Origin of the sequence: Pseudomonas sp. MWU15-20650 (assembly GCF_023242475.1) — a bacterium.
In the GTDB taxonomy this organism is placed as follows: Bacteria; Pseudomonadota; Gammaproteobacteria; order Pseudomonadales; family Pseudomonadaceae; genus Aquipseudomonas.
Genome location: NZ_JALJFG010000001.1, coordinates 128,085 through 151,432 on the forward strand (window position 1 = coordinate 128,085; position 23,348 = coordinate 151,432).

General features: G+C 51.8%; 13 protein-coding genes. 6 read left to right on the forward strand and 7 right to left on the reverse strand.

The annotated features are described in order from the left end of the window. Window positions 1-348: 348 nt before the first annotated feature. The 6 genes from M5B43_RS00630 (at window position 349) to M5B43_RS00655 (ending at window position 10,830) form a co-directional block, all read left to right on the forward strand. Complete coding sequence (locus M5B43_RS00630; protein WP_248748338.1) at window positions 349-2,106, forward strand: N-6 DNA methylase; 1,758 nt, start codon at window positions 349-351, stop codon at window positions 2,104-2,106. A gap of 83 nt (window positions 2,107-2,189) precedes the next feature. Continuing rightward, the gene (locus tag M5B43_RS00635) at window positions 2,190-2,357 is read left to right on the forward strand and encodes a hypothetical protein (protein WP_186728450.1); all 168 of its coding nucleotides are present in this window, start codon (window positions 2,190-2,192) and stop codon (window positions 2,355-2,357) included. 153 nt (window positions 2,358-2,510) lie between these two features. After that, window positions 2,511-2,897: a helix-turn-helix transcriptional regulator gene (locus M5B43_RS00640; RefSeq protein ID WP_186728449.1), complete on the forward strand. Its 387-nt coding sequence runs from the start codon at window positions 2,511-2,513 to the stop codon at window positions 2,895-2,897. Window positions 2,898-2,954: 57 nt separating this feature from the next. After that, window positions 2,955-3,200, forward strand: coding sequence for a hypothetical protein (locus tag M5B43_RS00645; protein WP_186728448.1), 246 nt, complete (start codon window positions 2,955-2,957; stop codon window positions 3,198-3,200). Between the two features lie 593 nt (window positions 3,201-3,793). After that, window positions 3,794-6,862, forward strand: coding sequence for a DISARM system SNF2-like helicase DrmD (drmD, locus tag M5B43_RS00650; RefSeq protein WP_248748339.1), 3,069 nt, complete (start codon window positions 3,794-3,796; stop codon window positions 6,860-6,862). Next, complete coding sequence (locus M5B43_RS00655; RefSeq protein ID WP_248748340.1) at window positions 6,862-10,830, forward strand: BREX-1 system adenine-specific DNA-methyltransferase PglX; 3,969 nt, start codon at window positions 6,862-6,864, stop codon at window positions 10,828-10,830. The genes drmD and M5B43_RS00655 overlap by 1 nt, the downstream gene beginning before the upstream one ends. Here M5B43_RS00655 and drmC read toward each other — a convergent pair. The 7 genes from drmC to dnaN form a co-directional block, all read right to left on the reverse strand. Beyond that, window positions 10,827-11,645, reverse strand: coding sequence for a DISARM system phospholipase D-like protein DrmC (drmC, locus tag M5B43_RS00660; protein ID WP_186728445.1), 819 nt, complete (start codon window positions 11,643-11,645; stop codon window positions 10,827-10,829). The two genes, M5B43_RS00655 and drmC, sit on opposite strands and share 4 nt — an antisense overlap. An 8-nt stretch (window positions 11,646-11,653) precedes the next feature. Further along, on the reverse strand, window positions 11,654-13,453 hold the full coding sequence (locus M5B43_RS00665) for a DUF1998 domain-containing protein (RefSeq protein ID WP_283099305.1): 1,800 nt from the start codon (window positions 13,451-13,453) through the stop codon (window positions 11,654-11,656). A 4-nt stretch (window positions 13,454-13,457) separates the two neighbouring features. Further along, window positions 13,458-16,889 carry a DISARM system helicase DrmA gene (gene drmA, locus M5B43_RS00670; protein WP_248748342.1) on the reverse strand — a complete coding sequence of 1,144 codons (3,432 nt, stop codon included), beginning with the start codon at window positions 16,887-16,889 and terminating at the stop codon, window positions 13,458-13,460. Further along, entirely contained in the window at window positions 16,879-18,129 is a 1,251-nt protein-coding gene (gene dcm, locus M5B43_RS00675; protein ID WP_248748343.1) for a DNA (cytosine-5-)-methyltransferase, read from the reverse strand. Before dcm ends, drmA begins: the two co-directional genes overlap by 11 nt. Window positions 18,130-18,664: 535 nt before the next feature. Then, on the reverse strand, window positions 18,665-21,082 hold the full coding sequence (gyrB, locus tag M5B43_RS00680) for a DNA topoisomerase (ATP-hydrolyzing) subunit B (RefSeq protein WP_248748344.1): 2,418 nt from the start codon (window positions 21,080-21,082) through the stop codon (window positions 18,665-18,667). Window positions 21,083-21,086: 4 nt separating this feature from the next. Next, the gene (gene recF, locus M5B43_RS00685) at window positions 21,087-22,190 is read right to left on the reverse strand and encodes a DNA replication/repair protein RecF (protein ID WP_248748345.1); all 1,104 of its coding nucleotides are present in this window, start codon (window positions 22,188-22,190) and stop codon (window positions 21,087-21,089) included. 20 nt (window positions 22,191-22,210) lie between these two features. After that, a complete protein-coding gene (gene dnaN, locus M5B43_RS00690) occupies window positions 22,211-23,314 on the reverse strand; it encodes a DNA polymerase III subunit beta (RefSeq protein WP_005783345.1) in 1,104 nt (367 codons plus the stop codon). Between the last annotated feature and the right edge of the window lie 34 nt (window positions 23,315-23,348).

Sequence of the window (23,348 nt, forward strand, 5' to 3'; positions counted from 1 at the left end):
AAAAAACATCGAGACAAAATTTTTACCAGCAATTCAATAAATTGAAAAACCTCACACAATTCAACTAGATATAATAAGTAAAGTAAGTTAGGAATAATTTTCGACCAGTGGTAGCGGATAAATGCCTACGTAACTAACCCCAGGCAGCAATCGCCATTCTCGGCACCTCTACTACCGTCCAAAATACGGTGTCGGAGATGGTTCGTTAGCGTTCAAACCACCCCCATCAGCTTGCTTTAATGAGCCGAAGCATAGCGAGACCTTAAAAAGTAATCAATACTTTTTTGACGATGACTACGATTTTGTCTAACCTAATGCGCTCTGTCCCTCCACCTGCACGAGACGCCAATGACCCAAGATGAGCAACTCCTCGAACAGTTGATGGAGGTTTTCGTTGGCCTGTCTTGGGCCGAAGCTCTGCCGCTGGTTTTGCAAACCACAGCGTGGGCCAGCTTATCGCGTACCGAATCTCTGCCGGTGGATCTCACGCTACCCCGTCAAATGAACTTGTCGCCGCAGGAGCAAGCAGACAATTTCAGATGCGTACAGCCGCTGATTTCCTCTCACCTGACCAGTACGTCTTGGACAGTCGACGCGACTCTCTTGCAGCACCTTCCGCTGTTGATTGAAAAGGTCGTCATGCTAGAGAAGCATGAGCTACGGAAATGGTGCGCCGACGACGTACTGTATTGGTCATCTGAACCAACACCAGCGACGAGCGCTATCGCCCCGAGCCTGGCCAATTTTCTGGTTTCCCTCGCGACTTTTGACGCTCCTGATCAAATCTACCTGCCATGGGAACGGTCGGGCCAACTCGCGGCACGCTGTCGACGCAGAAACATTGATTGCTGGATCGACTCCCCAGCCCCCTTGATGGTGGATCTGGTGTTGGCTCAGCTCAGTGGTGCGCATCCCAATGCTCACCGAAACGACCCGGTTCTCTCACCTGTCGAATTAGGGCCGGGCCAACTCAAACAATTCCCGGTCAGCCTGAGCATCCTTGAACCAGCTCAGCGTTATTCATTGAAAGACATCGAGAACGATCCACACGATCGTTTTCCAGAAAAGACTCATTCGAACATCGTTCTAAGTATCAGACACCTCCTGGCCCAGACTCAGGGCAAAATCGTGGTCGTCGTCCCGAATGGTTTACTCTTTAATGCGGGCGCTGAAAGGCTGCTTCGAGCTGATTTGCTTCAGAAACGGATGATCCACACCGTCATCGGACTACCTGACGGGCTGTTCTCTCGATCTTCGACTGCCAATTCAGTGCTTATTCTCGATACGGTGAAACCTTCCGACTCCATTCGATTCGTGAAGATAACGGAGGAGTTCACCGCCAGCGGCCCCAGAAAAGACACCGAACTGGCCAAACTTCCACAGCTGCTTAGGGCAACGCGGGACCGCGATGACAATCTGATGGCGATCAATGTCGCCGTCAGCGCGATTGCGCGAGACGAATGCAATCTTGAGATAGGTCGCTATTTGCTCGACGAGCAAACACGCAAACTGAGCGCAGTGCTGGCCATGCAGCACACCACCAAAATGTTCGATCACTTTGAAGTTGTTCGTGCGCGTCAGCACGCAACGAGCGCGCGAGGAGTATTTGTTCGAGAAATTCAGGCTGCCGACCTACCCGACTATGGCCATGTGCTAAGCGCAAGCAAAGACTCATTATTCGATCTCAGCACCGCGAAGGCACAGAGTTATTTTATCCAGCGAAACGACGTGTTGATTTGCCTAAAAGGGGCGGTGGGGAAGGTCGGCATCGTGAAATCCGCTCCTGAAAGAGGAGCGGGTGGGTGGGTTGCAGGCCAATCGTTGGCCATTCTACGCGCCCGGCCGTCTGGCCATTACGACCCAGGAGCGCTGATGGTCTACTTGCGTTCGCCCATGGGACAGGCCCAACTCAGCCGACTAACCGTAGGGAGCAGCATTCCCACTCTGCAAGGTTCGGCGCTCAAAGAACTGGAAATACCGACGATGAATATCGTACAACAAGGAATGGCCGTCGAAGCTTTGGAAGAGGAGGCGTCCGTGCAATCGGAGATTGAGGCGTTGCGTCAGAAGCAATCCAAGATTGCTTCAGCGCTGTGGAAACTCTAAACCGATTTGCACCGTAGCCTTCTGACGTTTCTCCGCTCAGCGGCAGGCCAAGTGCCCCGAGTCGCTTGATGGTCGGGGCGACGATGCCTACGCTGCAACTCGCATCACTTAAAGAGTTGTCGGTTTCTGTGCCGGATGAACTGGATGCCGAGAAAATGCGCGACGCAGTGGACTCCGAAGCGCGGCTTCAAGCGGCCACTGAAGAGCTTAAACACGAACAGGCAGCCCTTTCAGACGAGTTTTGGCGCTAGCTACGACAGGGCCGCGCGACCCAGCTCGTCGCTGAGGTCGCTCAGCGGCCCCTGAAGGCTACCAAAAATCAAACTTACAAGTTGTAACTTAATATTGACGAGTTACCAGTGACAAGATAGATTTGCTCCTACAGCCACCGCCTAGGAGTCATCATGCTTCCCTACCCATCCTCTCCCGAGTTCCCAGCCGCCCTGAAAGCCCGTCGTGAGTCGCTTGGCATGAGCCGCTCGGCCTTGGCCCGCGAAGCCAAGATCCATGTGGTCATGCCGCGTCGCTACGAAGAACCTGACTGCGGGGAGTTCGCTCGACCTCGCGTCGACACCACCTGGCTGGCCTTGAACAAGGCACTTGGGTACGACATTCCGGATGACATTTTGGGATCGCTGATGCAAGCGCCCCTTACGCCATCAGCCGATGGGGATGCCATTACCGCGAAGGCAGGCGAGGTGAAGGCCCTGACCCTCGCGGAAGCCAAAGCCGGTCTGGCGCTCACGTTTGATGTGGACGTCGACCGCATCGAAATCACCATTCGTGGTTGATGCGAAAATAAAACATCATCAACCAATACAAAAGTTGTAACTTTTAAGGTGCTACAGATGAACACGACGCAGACTTCGGATTGGGACAAGGCTTCGGAAACCCTGAAACACAACGTTGCAGCAATGCCGCTCGGCCAAGAGCGCAAGATTCGCGAGATCATTGGCGAAGTGACCTGGGCGCCACTGCACCGATCCACGCGCCATCGCTTCGGGAAACACGTACGCGCCAATCTTGAACACTATGGGCTGGTGTTTGCACGCATGGCCGGCCGTATCGCCGTGTATAAAAAGTCGGCCATCTGAACGGTTTTACTCGGGTCTGGCGCACCTGTCGCCAACGGATCGGGTTTGCTCAGTAAGCCCACTGCGTTGTTCCCAGGTTGCCCGGCCGGCCTCGCTGCATGTGTTGGACGTTATGGTCAATCACCGCCCTCCTGTTTGCCGCTCCTGGTGTGAGCCCTTCTCAGAATTGATCACCCCCCCCGATCTCCGGTCAGTAGCCACCCATGTGGTAGAAAAATGGTTCGACCACTAGCCTGCCCTCTTTAGGAGCTGGATTTGGGTCTAGAACAACGGAAAAAAGCGGGGGGAGCAGGACGCGCTGGTCGCGTTGATCAAGAGCGGGGCGGGAGTTTGGGGTGACGTGCGGGTAGGATTGGTTGGGAGGTTTTCATATTCCCCGCGCTTCACATCGATAACTACAGCACAAACTCATCGTAATAGAGCTGACATCCATTTAAAATCAACGCTGTATTGTCATGTGGTTCGGACGATTTGATTGCTGAGCAGGGAAGGCAAAAGCTACAAACATTAGTAAATGGGCACCGTTGCACCGCTTCTGAAGAGTCAAAGATGTAATCAAGAATAATCATGTATTAAAGGGCACGGATAACAATATGCCAGAGTTAGGTGCGGCGCCGGAGCAGGGACAGATTGTGAAGCTGCGCCACAAAATATGGGCGGTCACAGCGGTCAATAAAACAAAAACACAGCCAAATCAGACCATCCATAGAGTCGCACTAGAATGTCTGAGCGATGATGCTCTTGGAGAGAGTATCCAGGTTATCTGGGAGCGGGAAATTGCCCCATCCATAATTGAGTCCACCTCTCTTCCCAGTATCACTGCCCACGATGAACCCGAACTTTTTGATGCGTTCATCAGGTCTATGCAATGGGGAGCCAGTTCGTTGGCCATTGGAGACACACTCCAAGCTCCGTTTCGTGGTGGTGTACAGATGGAGGAGTATCAGCTCGCACCTGTGATCCGGGCCATCAACATGCCTCGGGTGCGCCTCTTGCTGGCCGATGATGTAGGACTGGGTAAGACCATTGAAGCTGGTTTGGTTATGCAAGAACTCATTCATAGCCACAGGGCCAGCCGGGTCTTGATCGTCTGTCCAGCTCACCTGAAGATCAAATGGGTCGATGAGATGGCTGAGAAGTTTGGCCTTGAATTTAAAATGATTGACCGAGACGCCGTACTTAAAATGAGAAAAGAGTACGGCCCTAGCATTAATCCGTGGGCAAGCTTTCCCAGACTTGTGACCTCAATTGATTACCTAAAAACCGAACACCCACGTCGATTGTTCGATGAGTGTACCAGGCGCAGACTTGATGAGAGGCCTAACAACCGCCCTTGGGATTTGCTAGTTCTAGACGAAGCCCACAACGCAGCCCCATCAGGTAAAAAGCAATACATACGTGACTCTGAACGCACATCACTTCTGCGTTCTATTTCTGAACAGTTCGAGCACAAGATGTTTCTTACTGCCACCCCCCATAACGGCTACCGTGAGAGCTTCACCGGTTTATTGGAGATACTGGACAATCTTCGTTTCTCACGCGGCACTGACCTAGATAAAGCTCAGCTTTCCGCCGTTACCATTCGCCGTTTAAAGCAAGAGATCTCCAATCCAGATGGGACACCGCGTTTCCCCAGAAGGATCATACTCCCACGCAACGAAACTTGTGATCCGCAACTCTACGTCATGCAGAATGGGGATGAGCAGAAGCTTTTTAATCTGCTCAAAGCGTATACCAATAGCCGTTTGGCCTCGGTCGATAAGCGCTCAGAACGGCCTCTTCAATTCATTCTCACGCTTTTGAAAAAGCGAGCGTTGTCCTCTCCCTTGGCGTTTCGAGAGAGCCTCATTGTTCATACGACAAATGCTGGTGTTAAGGGAGCGCTTGGTATCGGGGAATCTCTGTTCAATAGCTTCGAGCAAAAAGAGTCAGAAGATTGGAGCGATGATGAAGACAAAGAGGACAACCTGGAAGCCGCTACCAATGCCGCATCTCAACTAATCAATGAGTTAACGGATGCTGAAAAAGGCATGCTTCAAGGCATGTTTGAGATTGTCGATCATCAGGTTTCCCACTTTTCGATACAGGAAGATAGCAAAGCAGCAGCTTTAATCGCATGGATCAACCTTAATTTGCGGTATGGGGATCAATGGAATGGCCAGCGTGTAATTATTTTTACTGAATACAAACACACGCTCAACTATCTGGAACGCATCCTAGAAAAAAATGGTTTCCTTGAAGCGACAAGAACCATTGTTGGCGGCATGAGCGATATTGATCGTAAAAAAATCAATGATGAGTTTCAAGCATCTAATAGTGAAACTACTGTACGTATTTTGCTGGCCACAGATGCTGCATCCGAAGGGGCGGATTTTCAGAAACATTGTCGCAATCTTATTCACTACGAAATCCCGTGGAACCCTATTCGGTTAGAGCAGCGTAACGGCCGTATTGACCGTCACGGTCAGAAAGCGGATGAAGTGCGCATTCATCATTTTGTTTATAAAAACCAAGAAGACTCTGAGTTTCTCAAGCATATCGTCGATAAAGTTGAAGTTATCCGAGGTGACCTTGGCAGTGTTGGTGCTTTAATCGCAGACAGCGTCAGGAAAAAGGCACTCGGTCAGGCTGTCAGTCTTGCTACTATCGACGATGATACGCGTTTACGGCTAGCGCGAGAAGAAATAGCCATCGAGGCTCGCGAAAATGAAAGTGTTGCGCAAATAGTTCAGGCCCTGAATAGAGCAAGAAGTGCGCTTGATATATCCGATAGCAACCAGCTTGCGTTATTAAAGCAGGCTATATACTTGGAAGGCTGTAATGAGTCCGTTCGGGAGCTGAATGATGACGAATTCATCTTAACGCGGATTCCAACCGCTTGGACTGAATGCAAAGTCTATGTCAGTACAGATTATCTGCAAAAGCGCCTTTCCTTTAATCGTAATAGAGCTAGAGAAGACGATGCCGTGGGTATCGTCCATCTTGATCATCCGTTAATGAGAAGGGCAGTTTCCGCGTTCCGAATCCAGATGTGGGGAACGCAATCCTCCCGTATCCGCCTCAACAGAGTTTCAATCTCAGAGTCGAGCCTGATTACGACCCCTGCCATTATTGCTTGGGGTCGACTAGTTTTGCTGGGGCCAGAGCATAATCGCCTGCACGAAGGCTTAATCCGCTGCCAGATGTCGATCCAAAATGGTGTAGTTATAGAGCGGGATGTCACTCGGCCTGAAGATGCTAAGGTCTTCACCGGTGACATCGCTAGTGTGCAGGAACTAATTTCGCCTCATGTTCCGGCGATCACTAAGCAGCTTTCCATTAGTGCCGATGATCAAGCCAAACTATTGATTCTGACCCTTACTGCTCGGGGCGAGGTTGCGCGCAAGCATGCTAAAAGTCTGGCCACCGAGCGTATTGCGGCCATCAGAAATGCCATACAGAACTGGCAAAAGCGCTCTGCGGATATGCAGATGCAACTTGCTTTCGATGATGAAGAACAAGCGCAGCGCGAGCAGGATTTTCTTGCTCTTCAGCGTAGGCTCGAACAGCTTCAACAAGAGCGTGAGACTGAGCCAAAACGCCAAAGAGATTTATACAAAGTGATAGACCAAAGAATGTACCCAGTCGCCCTAGAGGTCATCCTTCCTAAGGTAAACAGCTGATGGCCACGAATAAACGCGTAGCAAGCCGACAGCATCGCTGGCTTTCCAGCGTAGAAATTACGGGAGTGGTATTAAGCGAGCCAGTGTTAGCCGACGCCGGCAACTTCAGATCACTCGATAAGACAGAAGTCGCAGCCTTCCGAAAGCAGCGTGAGATATGGAATCTGCCCAAAGGCATGGTCGAGGGCAATGGTCAGCCGGCCTGGATTAGTTTTATTCTCGAAGATTTTCTCGGCCTGAAAGACAAAAACTACTGGCAAGTCGGTGCAGCGATTCCCGTCGACAAAGTAGCAAATTTGCATGAACAACAGGAAATTCTGCGTCCAAGCCGCGTGCTGTTGGATGAAGAAAACGCCGTAATGCTAGTGCTTGAAGTGCCGCGTGAGCAGTCATTAGACAAACCTTGGCAGCAAGAGAAAGGCCGCTGGAAGGCATCGCCTACCACCAAGTTTGAACGATTGTTGCGAGAAGCCGGCGTCGAACTTGGACTGCTAACTAATGGCGAAGCCTGGCGTTTGGTCGTTGCATCACCTTCAGAAACTACATCCTGGATGACCTGGACGGCGCAAACCTGGAATGACGACCCGTTGACCTTGGCGGCCTTCAAAGATCTGCTGGGTGAATCGCGCTTTTTTGCCGGGCCTCGGGATCAGGTCATTCTAGAACTGATCAAGCAGAGCCGTAAGCGACAACTGGACGTAGCCGACCAACTGGGCAATCAGGTACGCGAGGCATTACAGATTCTGGTGCACGAGTTCGATAGAGTCGATGCCGAACTCGGCGGCGACTACCTTCGCGGGTATAGCGAAGCTGAGATGTTTGAGTCCAGTGTCGCTTTTATCATGCGCCTGTTGTTTACCCTCTATGCGGAAGAGAACGGCTTGCTGCCGCACGGTAATGTCACTTACGACAGAGCCTATGGCGTGCTGCACCTGTTAACTGAACTCGAAGAAACACTCCGGCTAGCCCCGGAAAAACTCAAATACTCCTACGCAGGCTATGCCCGTCTGCTAGCAAGTTCTCGTCTCCTGCATGACGGTAGTGTCGATCCCGACATTCGCATTGCCGCCCATGGAGGGCAGCTGTTCGACCCCAATCGATACCCATTGCTGGATGGAAGGGAGAAGGACGGTAACTGGCCGACCGATATACCGGAACCGCCAAAGGTCAGGGATGTTGTGATACGCGATATTCTGCGCAGCCTGAAATACGCCAAAGTTGACGGCGTGCGCCAGTTGGTGAGCTATCGGACACTTGCAGTAGAACAGATCGGTCATATGTATGAAGGCCTTCTTGATCGACGCGTAGCCAGAGCGCCTGCTAATCAAACCCTACTGCTGTTGCAGGGCGGTTCTAAAATCGTCGAGCCAGAACCTGTGAACGCAGATGAATTTGCGGGCCTGGAACAAGAGGCACTGATCAAGGCAATTGCCAAGTACACCAGTAAAGCGGCTGGCACAATCAAAAAAGTGCTGGAACGAAACGAAGACCGGCAGACACTGGTTAACATCGGTACTGATGATGCAGAGCTGCTGGTGCAAGCCAAACCGGTTGAACGATTTTTGCAACCCTTGGGGATCCTCCGACCGGGCGGACTTTATGTTACCCACGGGCAGGATCGCCGCTCCAGTGGCGCCCACTACACTCCTCCTAGTCTCACCGAACCCGTGGTGCGCCGCACGCTAGAGCATCAGGTCTATGTGAATGTTGAAGGTAAACCCGGGCTACTTTTAGAGCCCAGGTTAATCAAGACACCGCAGGAAATCCTAAGTCTAAAGGTTTGTGACCCTGCAATGGGCTCCGGCGCATTTCTCGTACAGGCAACACGGTATATGGCGGAGCGATTGGTAGATGCCTGGGAGCGCATGGCTGCCGAATTACCGGACGCCATATTAACCATGCCGTTTTCCACCCCATCGCAAGGCCGCGCTAGCGAAAACCTCATGCCGGAGTCCCGCGAGGAACGCTTAGTATTCGCTCGCCGCTATGTGGCCGAGCGCTGTATCTATGGCGTGGATATGAACCGGTTAGCGGTGGAAATGGCCAAGCTATCCCTCTGGCTGACCACGCTCTCCACCGATCGCCCTTTTACTTTTGTGGATCATGCACTCAAGCATGGCAACTCCCTGGTAGGGCTTTCACCTGAGCAGATACGCAACTTTACTTGGAGGCCCGCCAGTAATGACTTTGGCCCCTTATTCGCCAATCAGTCTGACCAAGAAGTGGAAGAAGTCGAGCAGCATCGCGAGGCAATACATGCCATTCCCGATCACGACTTCCTCGCTAAAGAGGAAGAAAATCGCATAGCAGAAGATGCACTCGCTAGTATCCGTTTAAAGGCGACTCTAGTGATAGCTGCCTTCTTTAACGGCGCTAACACCAAGCAGCGGGAGTCGAAACTGACCGAATATAGTTATTGGCTTGAGCGCTTGGCGGCGGATGAGAGGGCCGCAAACGAGGTTGATAATATTGTAAAGGGGCTTACCACTGGCGACAAACCAATCATCCCCTTTTGCTGGGAAGTGGAGTTTCCGGAAGTCTTTCATCGAGACAATGGCGGTTTCGATGCCTTCGTGGGCAACCCGCCATTTGCCGGTAAAAACACTACTATTGAGGGGAATCGGAATTACTTTGCCGATTGGCTAAAACTGATGCATGAAGAATCCCATGGCAACTCCGATCTGGTAGCTCACTTTTTCCGTAGCGTTTTTGATCTACTCCGAAAACAGGGCAGCTTTGGCTTGATTGCCACCAAAACTATCCGTCAAGGTGATACCCGCAGCACAGCACTTCGATGGATTATTAATCATGGTGGCGTTATCTATAACGCACAGCGCCGAGTGCCATGGCCTGGCAAAGCAGCGGTTATTGTCAGTTTAATATTTACCAATAAGGGCAAAACTGACCAGTGCGTCTATCTTGATCAAAAACCAGTCAAGCAAATAACGGCTCATTTGTTTGACAAAGGCGACAGCGAAGACCCGCATATGCTTATCTCTAATGCAAACAAGAGTTTTGTGGGCAGCTACCCGCTGGGAATGGGATTCACCTTTGACGATACCGACACCAAAGGTGTAGCCACCTCAATTGCCGAAATGCATCGGCTAATTGAAAAGGACCCGAAGAACCAAGATCGGATTTTCCCCTATATCGGCGGAGCTGAAGTGAACGACTCGCCAACCCATGAGCATCATAGATACATCATTGATTTCTTTGATATGGATGAGGAGCAAGCTCAGCGATGGCCTGATCTTTACAACATATTAAAATCGAAAGTTAAACCCGACAGAGACAAACAAAAACGACCAGCAGTGCGCGACCGCTGGTGGCAATTTTGTGAAAAGCGGCCGGGCCTCTACGCATCTATAAAAAATCTAACAAGAGTTCTCGCAACAGTCCAAACTAGCAAATACAGGAATTTTGTTTTCCTTGAAAAAGGTATTGTATATGACCAGACATTGTTGATTTTTCCATTTTCTGACTTCTTTGCTTTTGCCTTTTTGCAATCAAGCTTTCATATTGAATGGAGCTTATTTTTTGGTCCGACTCTTGAAGATCGGCCTAGATATACTCCATCCGACTGCTTTGAAACATTTCCATTTTCTAAAGAAGAAAGCGGGAGACGGGATCTCACTTCCATTGCAGAGAAGCTATACAAATATAGGGAACAGTTACTTGTCGATGAAGGGATTGGTTTTACACAGTTATATAATCTTTATCACAACCCTCAGTGTAAAGCCGAAAATATCGAGCAATTGAGAAAATTTCATCGTGAACTCGACTCGATGGTTTTATCGCAATATGGATGGAAAGATATTGTGCTTGAATACGTGTTTGAGTCCGAATATGAAGTGGATGATGGAAAGACTATTCCTTGGAGGTACCGTTGGCCCGAAAATATTCGGGATGAAATTCTTGCTCGCCTACTAGCTCTCAACAAAGAGAGCCATCGACAAGAAAGACATTAAGCATCATATGGCACGAGAACTTCCTTGTGCCTTAGCAGCGCGAAGTGCTGGGCAATTCGTACACTCGGTTGCCCTTGCGCTCTAACCCCCATCTCCATATTGCGGTCTAGCGCATACATGGTCAGGTTGGCAGAAGTCACCAACGCATCGTGACGATCCGCCACCAATACCTTGGCATGCAGCTTTAAGTGCTTATCGTCAGCCGGGATTTTCCAGGTCAGCAGTTTTGGCAGCGCTACGATTTTTGGCCAGAGAGCAATCAAAATATCGCGATTGCTTTTTCCGTAGCCTTTTTCGCCTTCGTCTAGGACCAGGGTGACTTCCACGCCGCGCAAAACGGCTTCGGCCATTAACGCAATGATGTCATTGATAATGCCTTCGTAATCTTCTTTGCCGGCCAGCCAATAGCCTACGACTAAAAGCTCGGATTGGGCTGCGGAAATGATGTCCTGCACCACTTGGCGGGTAGCACGCAGATAAGAGCCTTCCACCTTGGGCCCTGTCCACACAACTTCGGTTAGGGTGGCTTCGCCTTCAGTCAGTAACACGGCTTCTTTGAGTGCTGTCAGTTGCAAGGCAAATGCAGCGCTGCCGAGCGCAGTGAATTCAATTGTCCAGATGGTTATCAAGCTCGATAACGCACTTTGAACGGTCCTCCGCCCTGCGGCCAGTTTGGCAATGCTTGCAGAGCCGGATTGTGAGGTTAGCTCCCCCGATTCCAATGCCACGATAACTTCGGCAAAGGTACCCGCATTGATTAACTGGCGCACGTTCTGTGCAAGAGTATGGGCAGTTTTAGTGTTGGTAGCTGGCATGGCCTTCCTTATTTGAAATAAGCCATATCACTATATGCCATGGTAGGCACCAGGAAGTTGCGATCCAGAAAGCGGTTAAAGGCCTCGCAAGAGGTCTCCGGCGCTAACACACAAGCATGGCAGGCCGCACCGTTTATGGTGGCATGCACATCCGGTTGGTGATCTGCGCAAAGGGGGTCCGACGAGCAGCGCTTGGCGTTTTCTAAGGCGCTGTGAATCAAATTGGGAAAGCGCTCCTTGCTGCCTAGATCCACTAAACCACCCAGACTACCTTCGGAATCGGCACTAGCGGTGTACAGCAAGATCCCCGCCATTCTGCGTTCCGGATCGGTGCTACTGTAAATACGCTCTCGAACTGCGGATTCGGAGTAACCACAATCCAAAGCAAGCTGACGCATCAATACGTGAGCCAGGCTGTGCAGCAGCACGTATCGCGCACCGGGGAAATCATTCGCATCAACTCCACGTTCGGCCGCCCACTCTCGGTATTTTTGCTCAATGGCGGCCGCCCGTTTTTGCACCGCAGGTATAGCCTCCCAATTTGCCAAGGCATCTTCATTTAATTCGATAAAAATGCCTTCGCCTCGCACCTCAACGGCGGGAAGCCAGTCCTGCCGCTCCTTGTAAATTGGCGCACGAGAGGCGCCCATTCCGTCGTCGTCCATGCCTGAGGCATAGTCGATGCGCGTAAAACTGGTGAGCGCGCGAACTTCTAACAATTTTCTGGCAAGTACTATTCGATCGATTTTATTGCTTTGCAGATCGGGAACCTCACCCGCCTCTAAGAAAAAATCGGATTGATCGCCTTGGTTGCTGCCTTCAATATCTCTAAACGCATTCCATTCCGGTAGGCGTAAATCGATTTCATCGGTTTCAATTGCGCCTCGCTCTTTCAGCAACGTCAGCCAAATCTCTTCCACCCTGAACTCTGACAACGTAGGGAACATTTCCATATCGAGCAGCGTTTTCAGCTTTTCTGGGGAGTCGATTTTTTCAACTTGATGTTGTGGGCATTTTTTTAGCGCCTGTCCTATTGGGGTAGCAGCTTCTTTAATGGATAAGGCACTGCGCACCAGGGGGAACCAACCGTTAGTGGCGCCACGTTGAATGGCACGTAATTGGCCTGCGTGTTTACATTCATGAGGGTCTTTATTTTTGATACCCAACCAAGGACGCTTGCGGCTACATTCGCCCAAGGCGAGGTTGCGATTTTCACCAAAGGCATCACTGACGCTGCGCTTGGCATCGCATGCACAATAAACCCAGATATCAGACACCGACCCTGTGGTGCCGGAATACACCAAGCGCATTCGCTTCTTACACTTGTTGTCGGCCTCCCGGTGCACATATGCACGCCAGGGGAAGTCATCAATATGGCCGCTCGGGCAGGCAACTACAAACGGCGCTGGAGTGGCGGGAGCCCGATACTTACCGCGGCCCTTGCAATTCGGTGCCTTGCATTCCATTTCCTGCGTTTTTTCGTTGTACTCAACCAGTTCTTCACCAGGCTCGGACAGGGTTGCGCATTCGGGATGAGTGCAAACCTGATAGCGAGGAAACAGAAAGGTAGGCACGGTTCCGCGTTTGGTAAAATTATTGCCGCTAGTCGGCTCAGCGGAAAAGAAGCGCTTTACTTTCAGGGCTCGCTGCAAGCGCGGCTCGTGAATAACTAGTTCCTCATCCAAGTGCCAGCCGTCAATGCCCGCGACGATAACCGACAAGGTTTGCAAGTCCACAATGGCACCAGGACCAAAAGTGGTAATCACCTGACTCGGGCGGACGTCTCCGATAGCTCTTTTGCTCGACATCCTTTTACTCCTCGTCACTAAGATAAAATGCTGCGGTTGGTTCCACTTCGCGCAAAGATCCTGGCGTTGTCCATTGGCCTTCGTTATCCGTTCCCGATGTTTTAAGTAATACGCGGGAGTTATTTGGGGGGCGTTCACCACTTTTCAGCCAGGAATAGCGCAAAAGATCATCGGCGTAGTGCGCCCAATCATCGCGGCTCGACATCAGTCGATCGTTTACCAATTTGGCGTTTTTCTTACCCACCAAATCTGCCGCGCGCAGGGTGATATTAGTGATCATGAGATCTGTGCAGGGCAAAGCCGGATCAAAATTTTGGGCCTGAACTTCGCGAGCCATGTTTTGCCCACCCAAGCGCTGCATGGCAGCAAAGGCACCAAGTAAGCCTCTATCCAAAGCTCGTGACGAAAAAGGTGTGACGCTAATGGCCTCAACGTATCGATAAAGCGCCGCATGGTAAGCTCGGAAATGTTCGTAGTGAGAAAGATCACGCGTACCAAGCCAGTTGTACATAGTGATCACCAAACCAGGATGCTTTCGGCCCACCCGACTGGTAGCTTGGATATATTCGGAGGTACTTTTAGGTTGGCCTGTAACAACCATCAAGCCGAGTCGATCGATATCCACGCCTACGGAAATCATGTTGGTGGCTAGCAGAACATCGACGGGGTACTGCTTGTCTTTTTCGCGCGGGAATTTGTTATCAAGCCTTTTTAACAAGCCGGGAATTCGCCAAGAATCGAGTCGACTGGTCAGCTCATCTGGGTCATTGATATAACGCTGAGGAAAGCCTCTTTGGTGAGCTAAATAACGAAGACGTTTTTTTATGTCGTCTTCAACCAGTCGGCGTGCACCACCTAGTGCGCGAAGGCTATTGAAATAGCCGACAACCGTAGCGTAGGGATCTGCCGCTTCATGGTCACGGGTGATTTCCGCCTCACCGGCCGCCAGCAGCGCTGCATATACGCGAACGAGCAAGGTTTTGGTACTGGAGCCTGGCGCGTTCAAACCCACATACAATCGACCGGCAGTCTTATCGTCGTCCTCTTTGATATCCTGCTCTTTGGCAAAGAAGGAATCTTTGGATGACAAACCACTCGCCGGGAAGATAGCCAGATCGCGGTTATAGAGTTGGCGAATTTGCTCGCGAGCGCGGCGTATTGTGGCAGTGGAGGCAATGATCTTTGCTGGAACTGAGACCCCAGTTTCGGTTTCAATGCGCGTTAAAAAATCAACGGCTGTTTCATATAGGCCGACCATGGTACCAAGTGGGCCGGAAATCAGATGTAGTTCGTCCTGAATGATCAATTCTGGCGGCACTAAACGGCGTGCTGGTTGACCGTCTTTTACCATTCGTTGATTGGGTTTTTCGCCGTGAGCTGGCGTCAGGTGCCCGTAGGTTGGGCTGTATCTATCTCGTAATCCGAATAGTGCCTGCGTTTCGCCCTTGAATGGCATGCGGGCAAATTTGTCCACCGTGGCGATAACCAATGATGGACATTCGCGATAAATTTCATCATCGACCACGACTACCGGTAGACCTTGGTCGTTAGAACGGCGGGCACAAAATTCACATTTCGGATTGGGGCAGCGAACGAGCGTTCTTAACCTAGCGTTATCGAAATCGTAAGTCTGGTTTTCCGGCTTTCCTTGAGGGGTTACCAATGAGGTGCCGCAACGGGGGCAAGAAACTAACTGTACCGGACTACCGTCACGTGGTTTCTTGCCTTCTTCCAAATCTTCCAGCGCCTTGCCAGATGCTTTGGCGTCATTGGGCGTTGTAGCTTTCCCGACCCATAGGCCAATTTTGAAAGGTTCGTAGCCCCACTTGCCAGGGTCACTTTTGCGTACCAACTCACAGGCGCAGATCAACGCGGTCGCACGTTGAAATTGCTGCACCGTCAGCAGACGCAGTGTATAACGCATGATAATGGTTACGCCGGCGCTAGAATCAAGACCATTTACGTCGCCGCGCAAACGTCGATACGCCAATGTGAACGCTGCTAAGCCGAGATAGGCTTCCGTTTTACCGCCACCTGTTGGGAACCACAGCAGATCAACAAGTTTTCGATCTGACGCAATCTTTTCACCCGTTTTAGGCTTGTTCACCATGCTCGCAATATTGAGCAAAATGAAGCCCATTTGAAATGGTCGCCACGTACGGTTGTTTGGCATATCAAAGTCAGCAGGCGCTCCGACAATTTGCCCTTCGTCTCGATTTCTGCCCGCCCAAATGGCGTGAATGCGCTGATCCCACATAACGTGGTTGGCAAACAAAAATGCTTCAAAGGCCTTCGATTCATTTTTGATGAGTTCCAAACCTTCGCGCATTCGTCGAGCAGCGTCTTCGCACGCTTCTATGAGAACTGTTGCAGTATCCCGGTTCTCCGGTGTGGAAATAAAGGGCGCGTTTTTTGCCTCTTGTTTTCTATCTGTAATCCATTGGTCATAAGCTGAGACCAGCGGTTCGATAGCGTTGAATACGTCGGTAGGGGAGGTGCACCTGCTCAGTTGCCACATATCCAGATTCAGATCGGGGATATCTCCACTTTGAGCGATTAGGCTTGGCACTTCGGAGTTGGGGATAAAATCGGTAAATAGGACGCTGGCACGATCACGCGTAGCGTTCACCCCGTCCCAGCCAGCGGCTACTCCATGGCCAGTTGCGAATTCTTTCGCATCGCGATAGAGCATGTTGGCCGTAGTAATTTCTAGGTCTTTTGAAATTTCCTTATCAAAATCCTTAGCTACAAATATGGGGTTTTTTTCAGCTGAAAACAGTTCTAGTTTAGGTTGCATCAACCATTGCTGATCTTTTGCCCTATCGGAATCTTCACCTTTTGGTCGCCTGTTAACTAGGAACAGACTAATTGCTTTGGCCCCATCGATATGGTGAACGACTCCTTCGAGGAATACTTGAGCGTCTCCATCGCCATTCTCCCCAGGCCCTCGGAAACCTTCCGGTGTAATGATTATAGAGGCTGGAGCAATGGACTTAGATAGGGCGATTGGCTTGAGTTTGCCGATTGTGTTAACAGGGATGGTCTCTACTAAAACTGACCTCTGGTAACGCTTCCAATAGGTTCCACCTTCGGACTCATCCTTTTCGCGTCTGTAGTCGCCCCACGAAGCCCTGGCATTAATTGTTTGAGTATCTTGGGATATGAGGAATGAGAGCCCCATGGAGGAAGGGCTAAAGCCCCCAATGAGCGGTGGTTGAGGCTCGTATTCACCGCCTTCATCATCATCGTTCCCGGCAGCAATCTGGTCGCGCTCCAGTTCTGGAATCTCTGACTTCAAAGGTGCCAGCCGTCCAACAACATAACGGGTGGTAGGAAATTCAGTGATTACCTCATCCGTAGAAGTGGGGCCCATTAACTCACGCTCAAGTGCTTCGAGAATTCGTGAGCGCGACTCTCGTTTGCTGCTATCTGGCATGGACGTGTTCCTTCTGTTCGCGTTTTTGTGCTCCAGGACCTTTCCCTGTTCCGGGGTGGGCATCGTGAGCGCCACTTAATGACAAATATTTTTTCGGTACCGATTTTGGCTTTTCCGGTGATGGACAGTCAGTCCTTTTTTCAGGAATGAGCTTTAGCTTTCTACGAACTCGCTCCCCGAGAAGTTGACTCCGTATTTCCAATCCAAAAAGCTCCCCAATCGCCGGAGGGACCGCATTGCCGATCTGGATGTGAGCGGCACGTCGATCGCCTGCAAACATGTAGTCATCTGGGAAGGTTTGGATTCGGGCGAGTTCACGAACCGACAGCAATCTTCCTTGCCAGTGAAAAGGGCCTGTTGCAGGGCCAGGCTGAGCCTGAATCGTCCAGCTTGGCTTATCTTTGGCTAGCTTTAGAAGAAACGACCAAAACCGTGTTCGCCAACCAAACAGCGGTAATCCCCCCATCTTTTCTGTGTGCCACAGGTAGTTTTGCCCTTCGGGTATTGTTGGCAGTAGATCAGCCCATTTTCCTGAGGGTTTAACATCATCAGGCCAAATATCAACGTCCAGGTCGCCAATCGCATCCCACGATGTTAAATAGGGTAAGCCTTTACCCTGAGATTTTTCAGGATCGAAATGTGTGGGCGCTGGAGGATTGAAGTGCATACCATCCCTACTAGCAAGAATGAATACACGCTCCCTTGATTGAGGTACTCCATAATCAGCGGCATTCACTGTAATTACATGAGGTTTGTAGTTGGTTTTCTTTGCTCTATTGATATTGTTTAGTTCATTTATCAAAAGCTGTAAACCTTCATCCTTCTCTGAGAAGGCTATACCTTTGACATTTTCAAGCAAAATAACTTCCGGTTGAGCTTCACGGACGATATCTAAATAGGCTTTTAACGTTCTAGCTCGTGGATCCGTCAGACGATCTGTATCCCCTGTTGCCCAATATCCGGACTTAGAGAAAGGTTGGCATGGCGGCCCGCCAGCGAGGAGGGTGAGTTCTCTAGGCTTAAGATTTGCTTGTTTTAGCAATTCGCTAGGTGTTAATGCGTGGATATCGCCAGGACAAGCTATTTTCCATTTTGGATGATTTAAGGTAAGCGTCTGTTGAGCAATTTCGTCGATTTCCACACATAATTTGTTGGTAAATCCGGCCGCGCTCAATCCAAGATCCAGCCCACCTGCTCCACTGAAGAGAGAAATCATTGTTTTCGTTGGTTTGCTACTCACACCTTATTCTCACTGTTTTGTATTCGAGCAACTCGCCCCCACAGAAACTGATAGATATGGGTGCGAGAGAGAGCTACCGGTGACGCTGTGCGGTAAACCTAACAAACCGCGCCTATCAAATTACAGAAGCTACGAGAAGCATTGCTTCAATCCAAGCGAAGGTGTGGCCCGGTGCTTCTAGAGCCCAGCAGCTTCTGGTACTACCCTTGAGTGACTTTGTACATTTTCCGAAGCATTTACCAATGTGTCTGGATCGCGGTATTTCCGATTCGTCTGTTGCTGAGCCAACCCTTTGAGCGAAAGTCCTGACGCATATCTTCCCACTGAGGCTTGGCAACTCACCATCTGCTCGACCTTAAGCATGGTCGCCCTGGGCAGGATCACCCTGGTCTATTCCATTCGAGGGAATGACGATCATTGGGCCATATTTATAGATCAATACATAGAAAAACCCCGGCACGAGGCCGGGGGTTTTCATTAGAGAGCGACAATAACCCGCCCACTCGCGACACTTAATGTGCCCATCGACACCTGATCAGAAATCCAGGTTAGACACCGCCAAGGCGTTACTCTCGATGAAGTCACGACGTGGCTCGACCGCATCACCCATCAAGGTGTTGAAGATCTGGTCTGCACCAATGGCGTCTTCGATGGTCACGCGCAGCATACGACGCTGAGCGGGGTCCATGGTGGTTTCCCACAGCTGATCCGGGTTCATTTCGCCCAGACCTTTGTATCGCTGGATAGTGTGACGCTTGGTACTTTCGGCCATCAACCAATCCAAGGCTTCCTTGAACTCTTTGACTGCTTTCTTGCGCTCGCCACGCTGGATGTAAGCACCGTCGTCCAGCAGGGTGCTCAATTGCGCGCCAAGAGTAACGACGGTTTTGTAGTCGTTGCTACCGAAGAAGTCGCGGTTGAAGGTGACGTAGTTCGACAGACCGTGGGAGATCAGTTCGACCTCAGGCAGCCATACGTTACGTTCACGGTCTTCGCGCAGGCTGGCTTTGTATACCAGGCCCGACTTCTCAACAGTACGCAGGCGTACTTCGTACTGGGCCAGCCAATCTTGCATCGCTGCATGATCGCCCAGCTGCTCCAGGCTTACGGCCGGCAGGTAGATGAAGTGCTCGGTCAGCTCCTGAGGGTACAGGCGCGACAAACGCTTGAGAGTCTTCATGACCATGCGGAAGTCGTTAACCAGACGCTCCAGCGCCTCACCGGAGATACCCGGGGCTTCGTCGTTCAGGTGCAGGCTCGCATCTTCCAGGGCCGACTGCGTCATGTACTCTTCCATGGCGTCGTCGTCTTTGATGTATTGCTCTTGCTTGCCCTTTTTCACTTTGTACAACGGCGGCTGAGCGATGTAGATGTAGCCACGCTCGATCAGCTCCGGCAACTGACGGAAGAAGAAGGTCAGCAACAAGGTACGAATGTGCGAACCGTCGACGTCAGCATCGGTCATGATGATGATGTTGTGGTAGCGCAGCTTGTCGATGTTGTACTCGTCACGACCAATACCGCAGCCCAGCGCCGTGATCAACGTGCCGACTTCCTGGGAGGAGATCATCTTGTCGAAGCGAGCTTTCTCGACGTTGAGGATCTTACCCTTCAACGGCAGGATGGCTTGGGTACGACGGTTGCGACCCTGCTTGGCGGAACCGCCAGCAGAGTCACCTTCCACCAGGTACAGTTCGGAAAGGGCAGGGTCCTTCTCCTGGCAGTCCGCCAGTTTGCCTGGCAAGCCGGCGATATCCAGCGCGCCTTTACGACGGGTCATTTCACGGGCTTTACGCGCCGCTTCACGGGCACGCGCAGCGTCGATCATCTTGCCGACAACCAGCTTGGCTTCGTTCGGGTTTTCCAGCAGGAAATCGGAGAAATACTTGCCCATTTCCTGTTCAACGGCGGTCTTCACTTCGGAAGACACCAGTTTGTCTTTGGTCTGGGAGCTGAACTTCGGATCCGGAACCTTGACCGAGATAATCGCGGTCAGACCTTCACGAGCATCGTCACCGGTAGTGGCGACTTTATGCTTCTTCGCCAGGCCTTCCGCTTCGATGTAGGTATTCAGGTTACGCGTCAGTGCGGAACGGAAACCCACCAGGTGGGTACCGCCGTCGCGCTGAGGAATGTTGTTGGTGAAGCACAACAGGTTCTCGTTGAAGCTATCGTTCCACTGCAGGGCGATTTCTACGCCGATACCGTCTTCACGCTGAATGTTGAAGTGGAACACCTGGTTGACCGCAGTCTTGTTGGTGTTCAGGTATTCAACGAAGGCACGCAAGCCGCCTTCGTACTTGAACAGTTCTTCCTTGCCGCTGCGCTCGTCCTTGAGGACGATGCCGACACCGGAGTTGAGGAAGGACAGCTCACGAATCCGCTTGGCCAGGATGTCCCAGCTGAAATGGATATTCTTGAAGGTTTCAGCCGAAGGCTTGAAGTGAATCTGGGTACCGGTGCTTTCACTGTCGCCGACGATCTTCATCGGCTCTTGTGGCACGCCGTGGACGTAGGTCTGTTCCCAAATCTTGCCGCTGCGGCGAACGGTCAGGATCAGCTCTTCGGAAAGAGCGTTCACTACAGACACACCCACACCGTGCAAACCGCCGGAGACTTTATAGGAGTTATCGTCGAACTTACCGCCGGCGTGCAACACGGTCATGATGACCTCGGCTGCCGAGACGCCTTCTTCTTTGTGCACATCGACCGGAATACCGCGACCGTTGTCGCGCACGGTAATGGACTCATCCGGATGGATGATAATGCTGATGTCGTCGCAGTGACCGGCCAGAGCTTCGTCGATGGAGTTATCGACCACCTCGAACACCATGTGGTGCAGACCGCTACCATCATCGGTGTCGCCGATGTACATACCGGGACGTTTGCGTACGGCATCCAAACCTTTCAGCACTTTAATGCTGGTCGAGTCGTACGTGTTTTCTTCGCTCATGCCTTCACTCCCGATGGTCGTGGGTCTGGGTGATACGGCCTTGTTCCACGTGGAACAAAGCGACTGGCGTTTCCGTCTGCCAGCCTTCCCTCAATAATTCATGGTCTACACAGGTGATAAACACCTGGCAGCGTAAGTCTTCCAACAAGCGGCATAGCGAGCGGCGGTGTTGCTCGTCGAGTTCAGACGGCAAATCATCCACCAGATAAATACACTGGCCACGCCGGGCCTGGCTAACCAGATGCCCCTGCGCAATACGCAGCGCGCACACCACCAACTTCTGCTGGCCACGGGATAAGATATCCGCGGCATTGTGTGCACCTAATCTAAGGCGCAAATCAGCGCGTTGGGGTCCGGCCTGGGTGTGGCCGATTTGCTGATCCCGTTGCAAGGACGTCGAGAGCACTGCACTCAGCTCACGTTCTTTGTCCCAACCCCGGTAGTAACTCAGCGTCAGCCCCTCGAGATCCAACAACTCGCTCAAGGTCTGCTCAAAGACTGGTTTCAAGGCTTTGATATAGGCGCGGCGGTATTCATCTATTTCGTCGCTGGCCAGGCACAGTTCCCGGTCCCAGGCTGCTTGCGAAGCGGCGTCAAGTGTACCATGCCGCAGCCACGAGTTCCGCTGCCGCAGGGCCTTCTGCAGGCGCTGCCAAGTGGCCATGAATCGTGGTTCCACGTGGAACACGCCCCAATCGAGGAACTGCCTACGAATTTTCGGCGCACCTTCCAACAGGCGAAAACTGTCAGGGTTAATCAGTTGCAATGGCAGAATTTCTGCCAGTTGCGCCGCACTGCGAGCATTCTGCCCATCAATACGGATCTGAAACTCACCACCGCGATCACGGGATATCCCCAGGTTGCTGTGACCGCCTTCAGCCAATTCAACTTGACCAAATACCGTGCACGCCAACTGCTCGTACTGAATCACAGGTAACAGGCGAGCACTGCGGAAAGAACGCGCAAGCCCCAGCAAATGGATGGCTTCCAGCACGCTGGTTTTACCGCTGCCGTTGGCGCCATGGAGGATATTGATGCGGGGAGAGGGGGAGAAGGTCACCGGGTGCAGATTGCGCACCGCGGTGACCGAGACACGACTGAGGGACATCTAGCTTCTGCTGAGCATGATTACAGGCGCATCGGCATGACAACATAAGCCGAGTCGTCGTTGTCGGATTCTTGCACCAGGGCGCTGCTGTTGGAGTCAGACAGAATCAGGCGAACCTGTTCGGTGGTCATCACACCCAGCACGTCCAACAGGTAGCTCACGTTAAAGCCGATCTCCAGCGAACCGCCGTTGTAGTCGACGCCCACTTCTTCTTCCGCCTCTTCCTGCTCCGGGTTGTTGGCCTGGATTTTCAGTTGACCGTTGGCCAGTTGCAGGCGAATACCGCGGTACTTTTCGTTCGACAGAATCGCGGTACGGCTGAATGCTTCACGCAGGGCTTGACGATCGCCGATCACCAACTTGTCGCCACCTTTGGGCAACACACGCTCGTAATCCGGGAACTTACCGTCAACCAGCTTGGAGGTGAACGTGAATTCGCCAGTGGTTGCGCGAATATGGTGCTGACCCAGGACGATACTGACGTTACCGTCCGGCTCGGTGAGCAAACGCGCCAACTCAAGGATGCCTTTACGTGGAACGATGACCTGGTGGCGGTCAGGCTGGCCAATATCGGCGCGCATCGAGCACATCGCCAGACGGTGACCGTCGGTGGCGACAGCACGGATGATGCCTTCCGATACTTCCAGCAGCATACCGTTGAGGTAGTAACGCACGTCTTGCTGGGCCATAGCGAAGCTGGTGCGCTCGATCAAGCGACGCAGCTTGCTTTGCTCCAGGCTGCACGTCAGCGAGCCTGGGCCTTCTTCCACGGTAGGGAAATCATTGGCCGGCAAGGTGGACAAGGTGAAACGGCTGCGACCTGCCTTGACCACCAGCTTCTGCTCATCGACCTTGATGTCGATCAGCGCGTCATTCGGCAGGCTTTTGCAGATGTCCATCAGCTTGCGCGCCGGCACGGTGATCTCACCCGGTTCAGCGGGCTCTTCGAGCTGTACACGCCCAACCAGCTCGACTTCCAGGTCGGTACCGGTCAAGGACAACTGCTGGCCTTCGACCACCAGTAATACGTTGGAAAGCACCGGCAAGGTCTGTCGGCGCTCGACGACGCCTGCGACCAGTTGCAGGGGTTTCAACAGGGCTTCGCGTTGAATGGTGAAATGCATGGTCTAGTCCCTTGCCTTAATAAGCTGCGCTGGT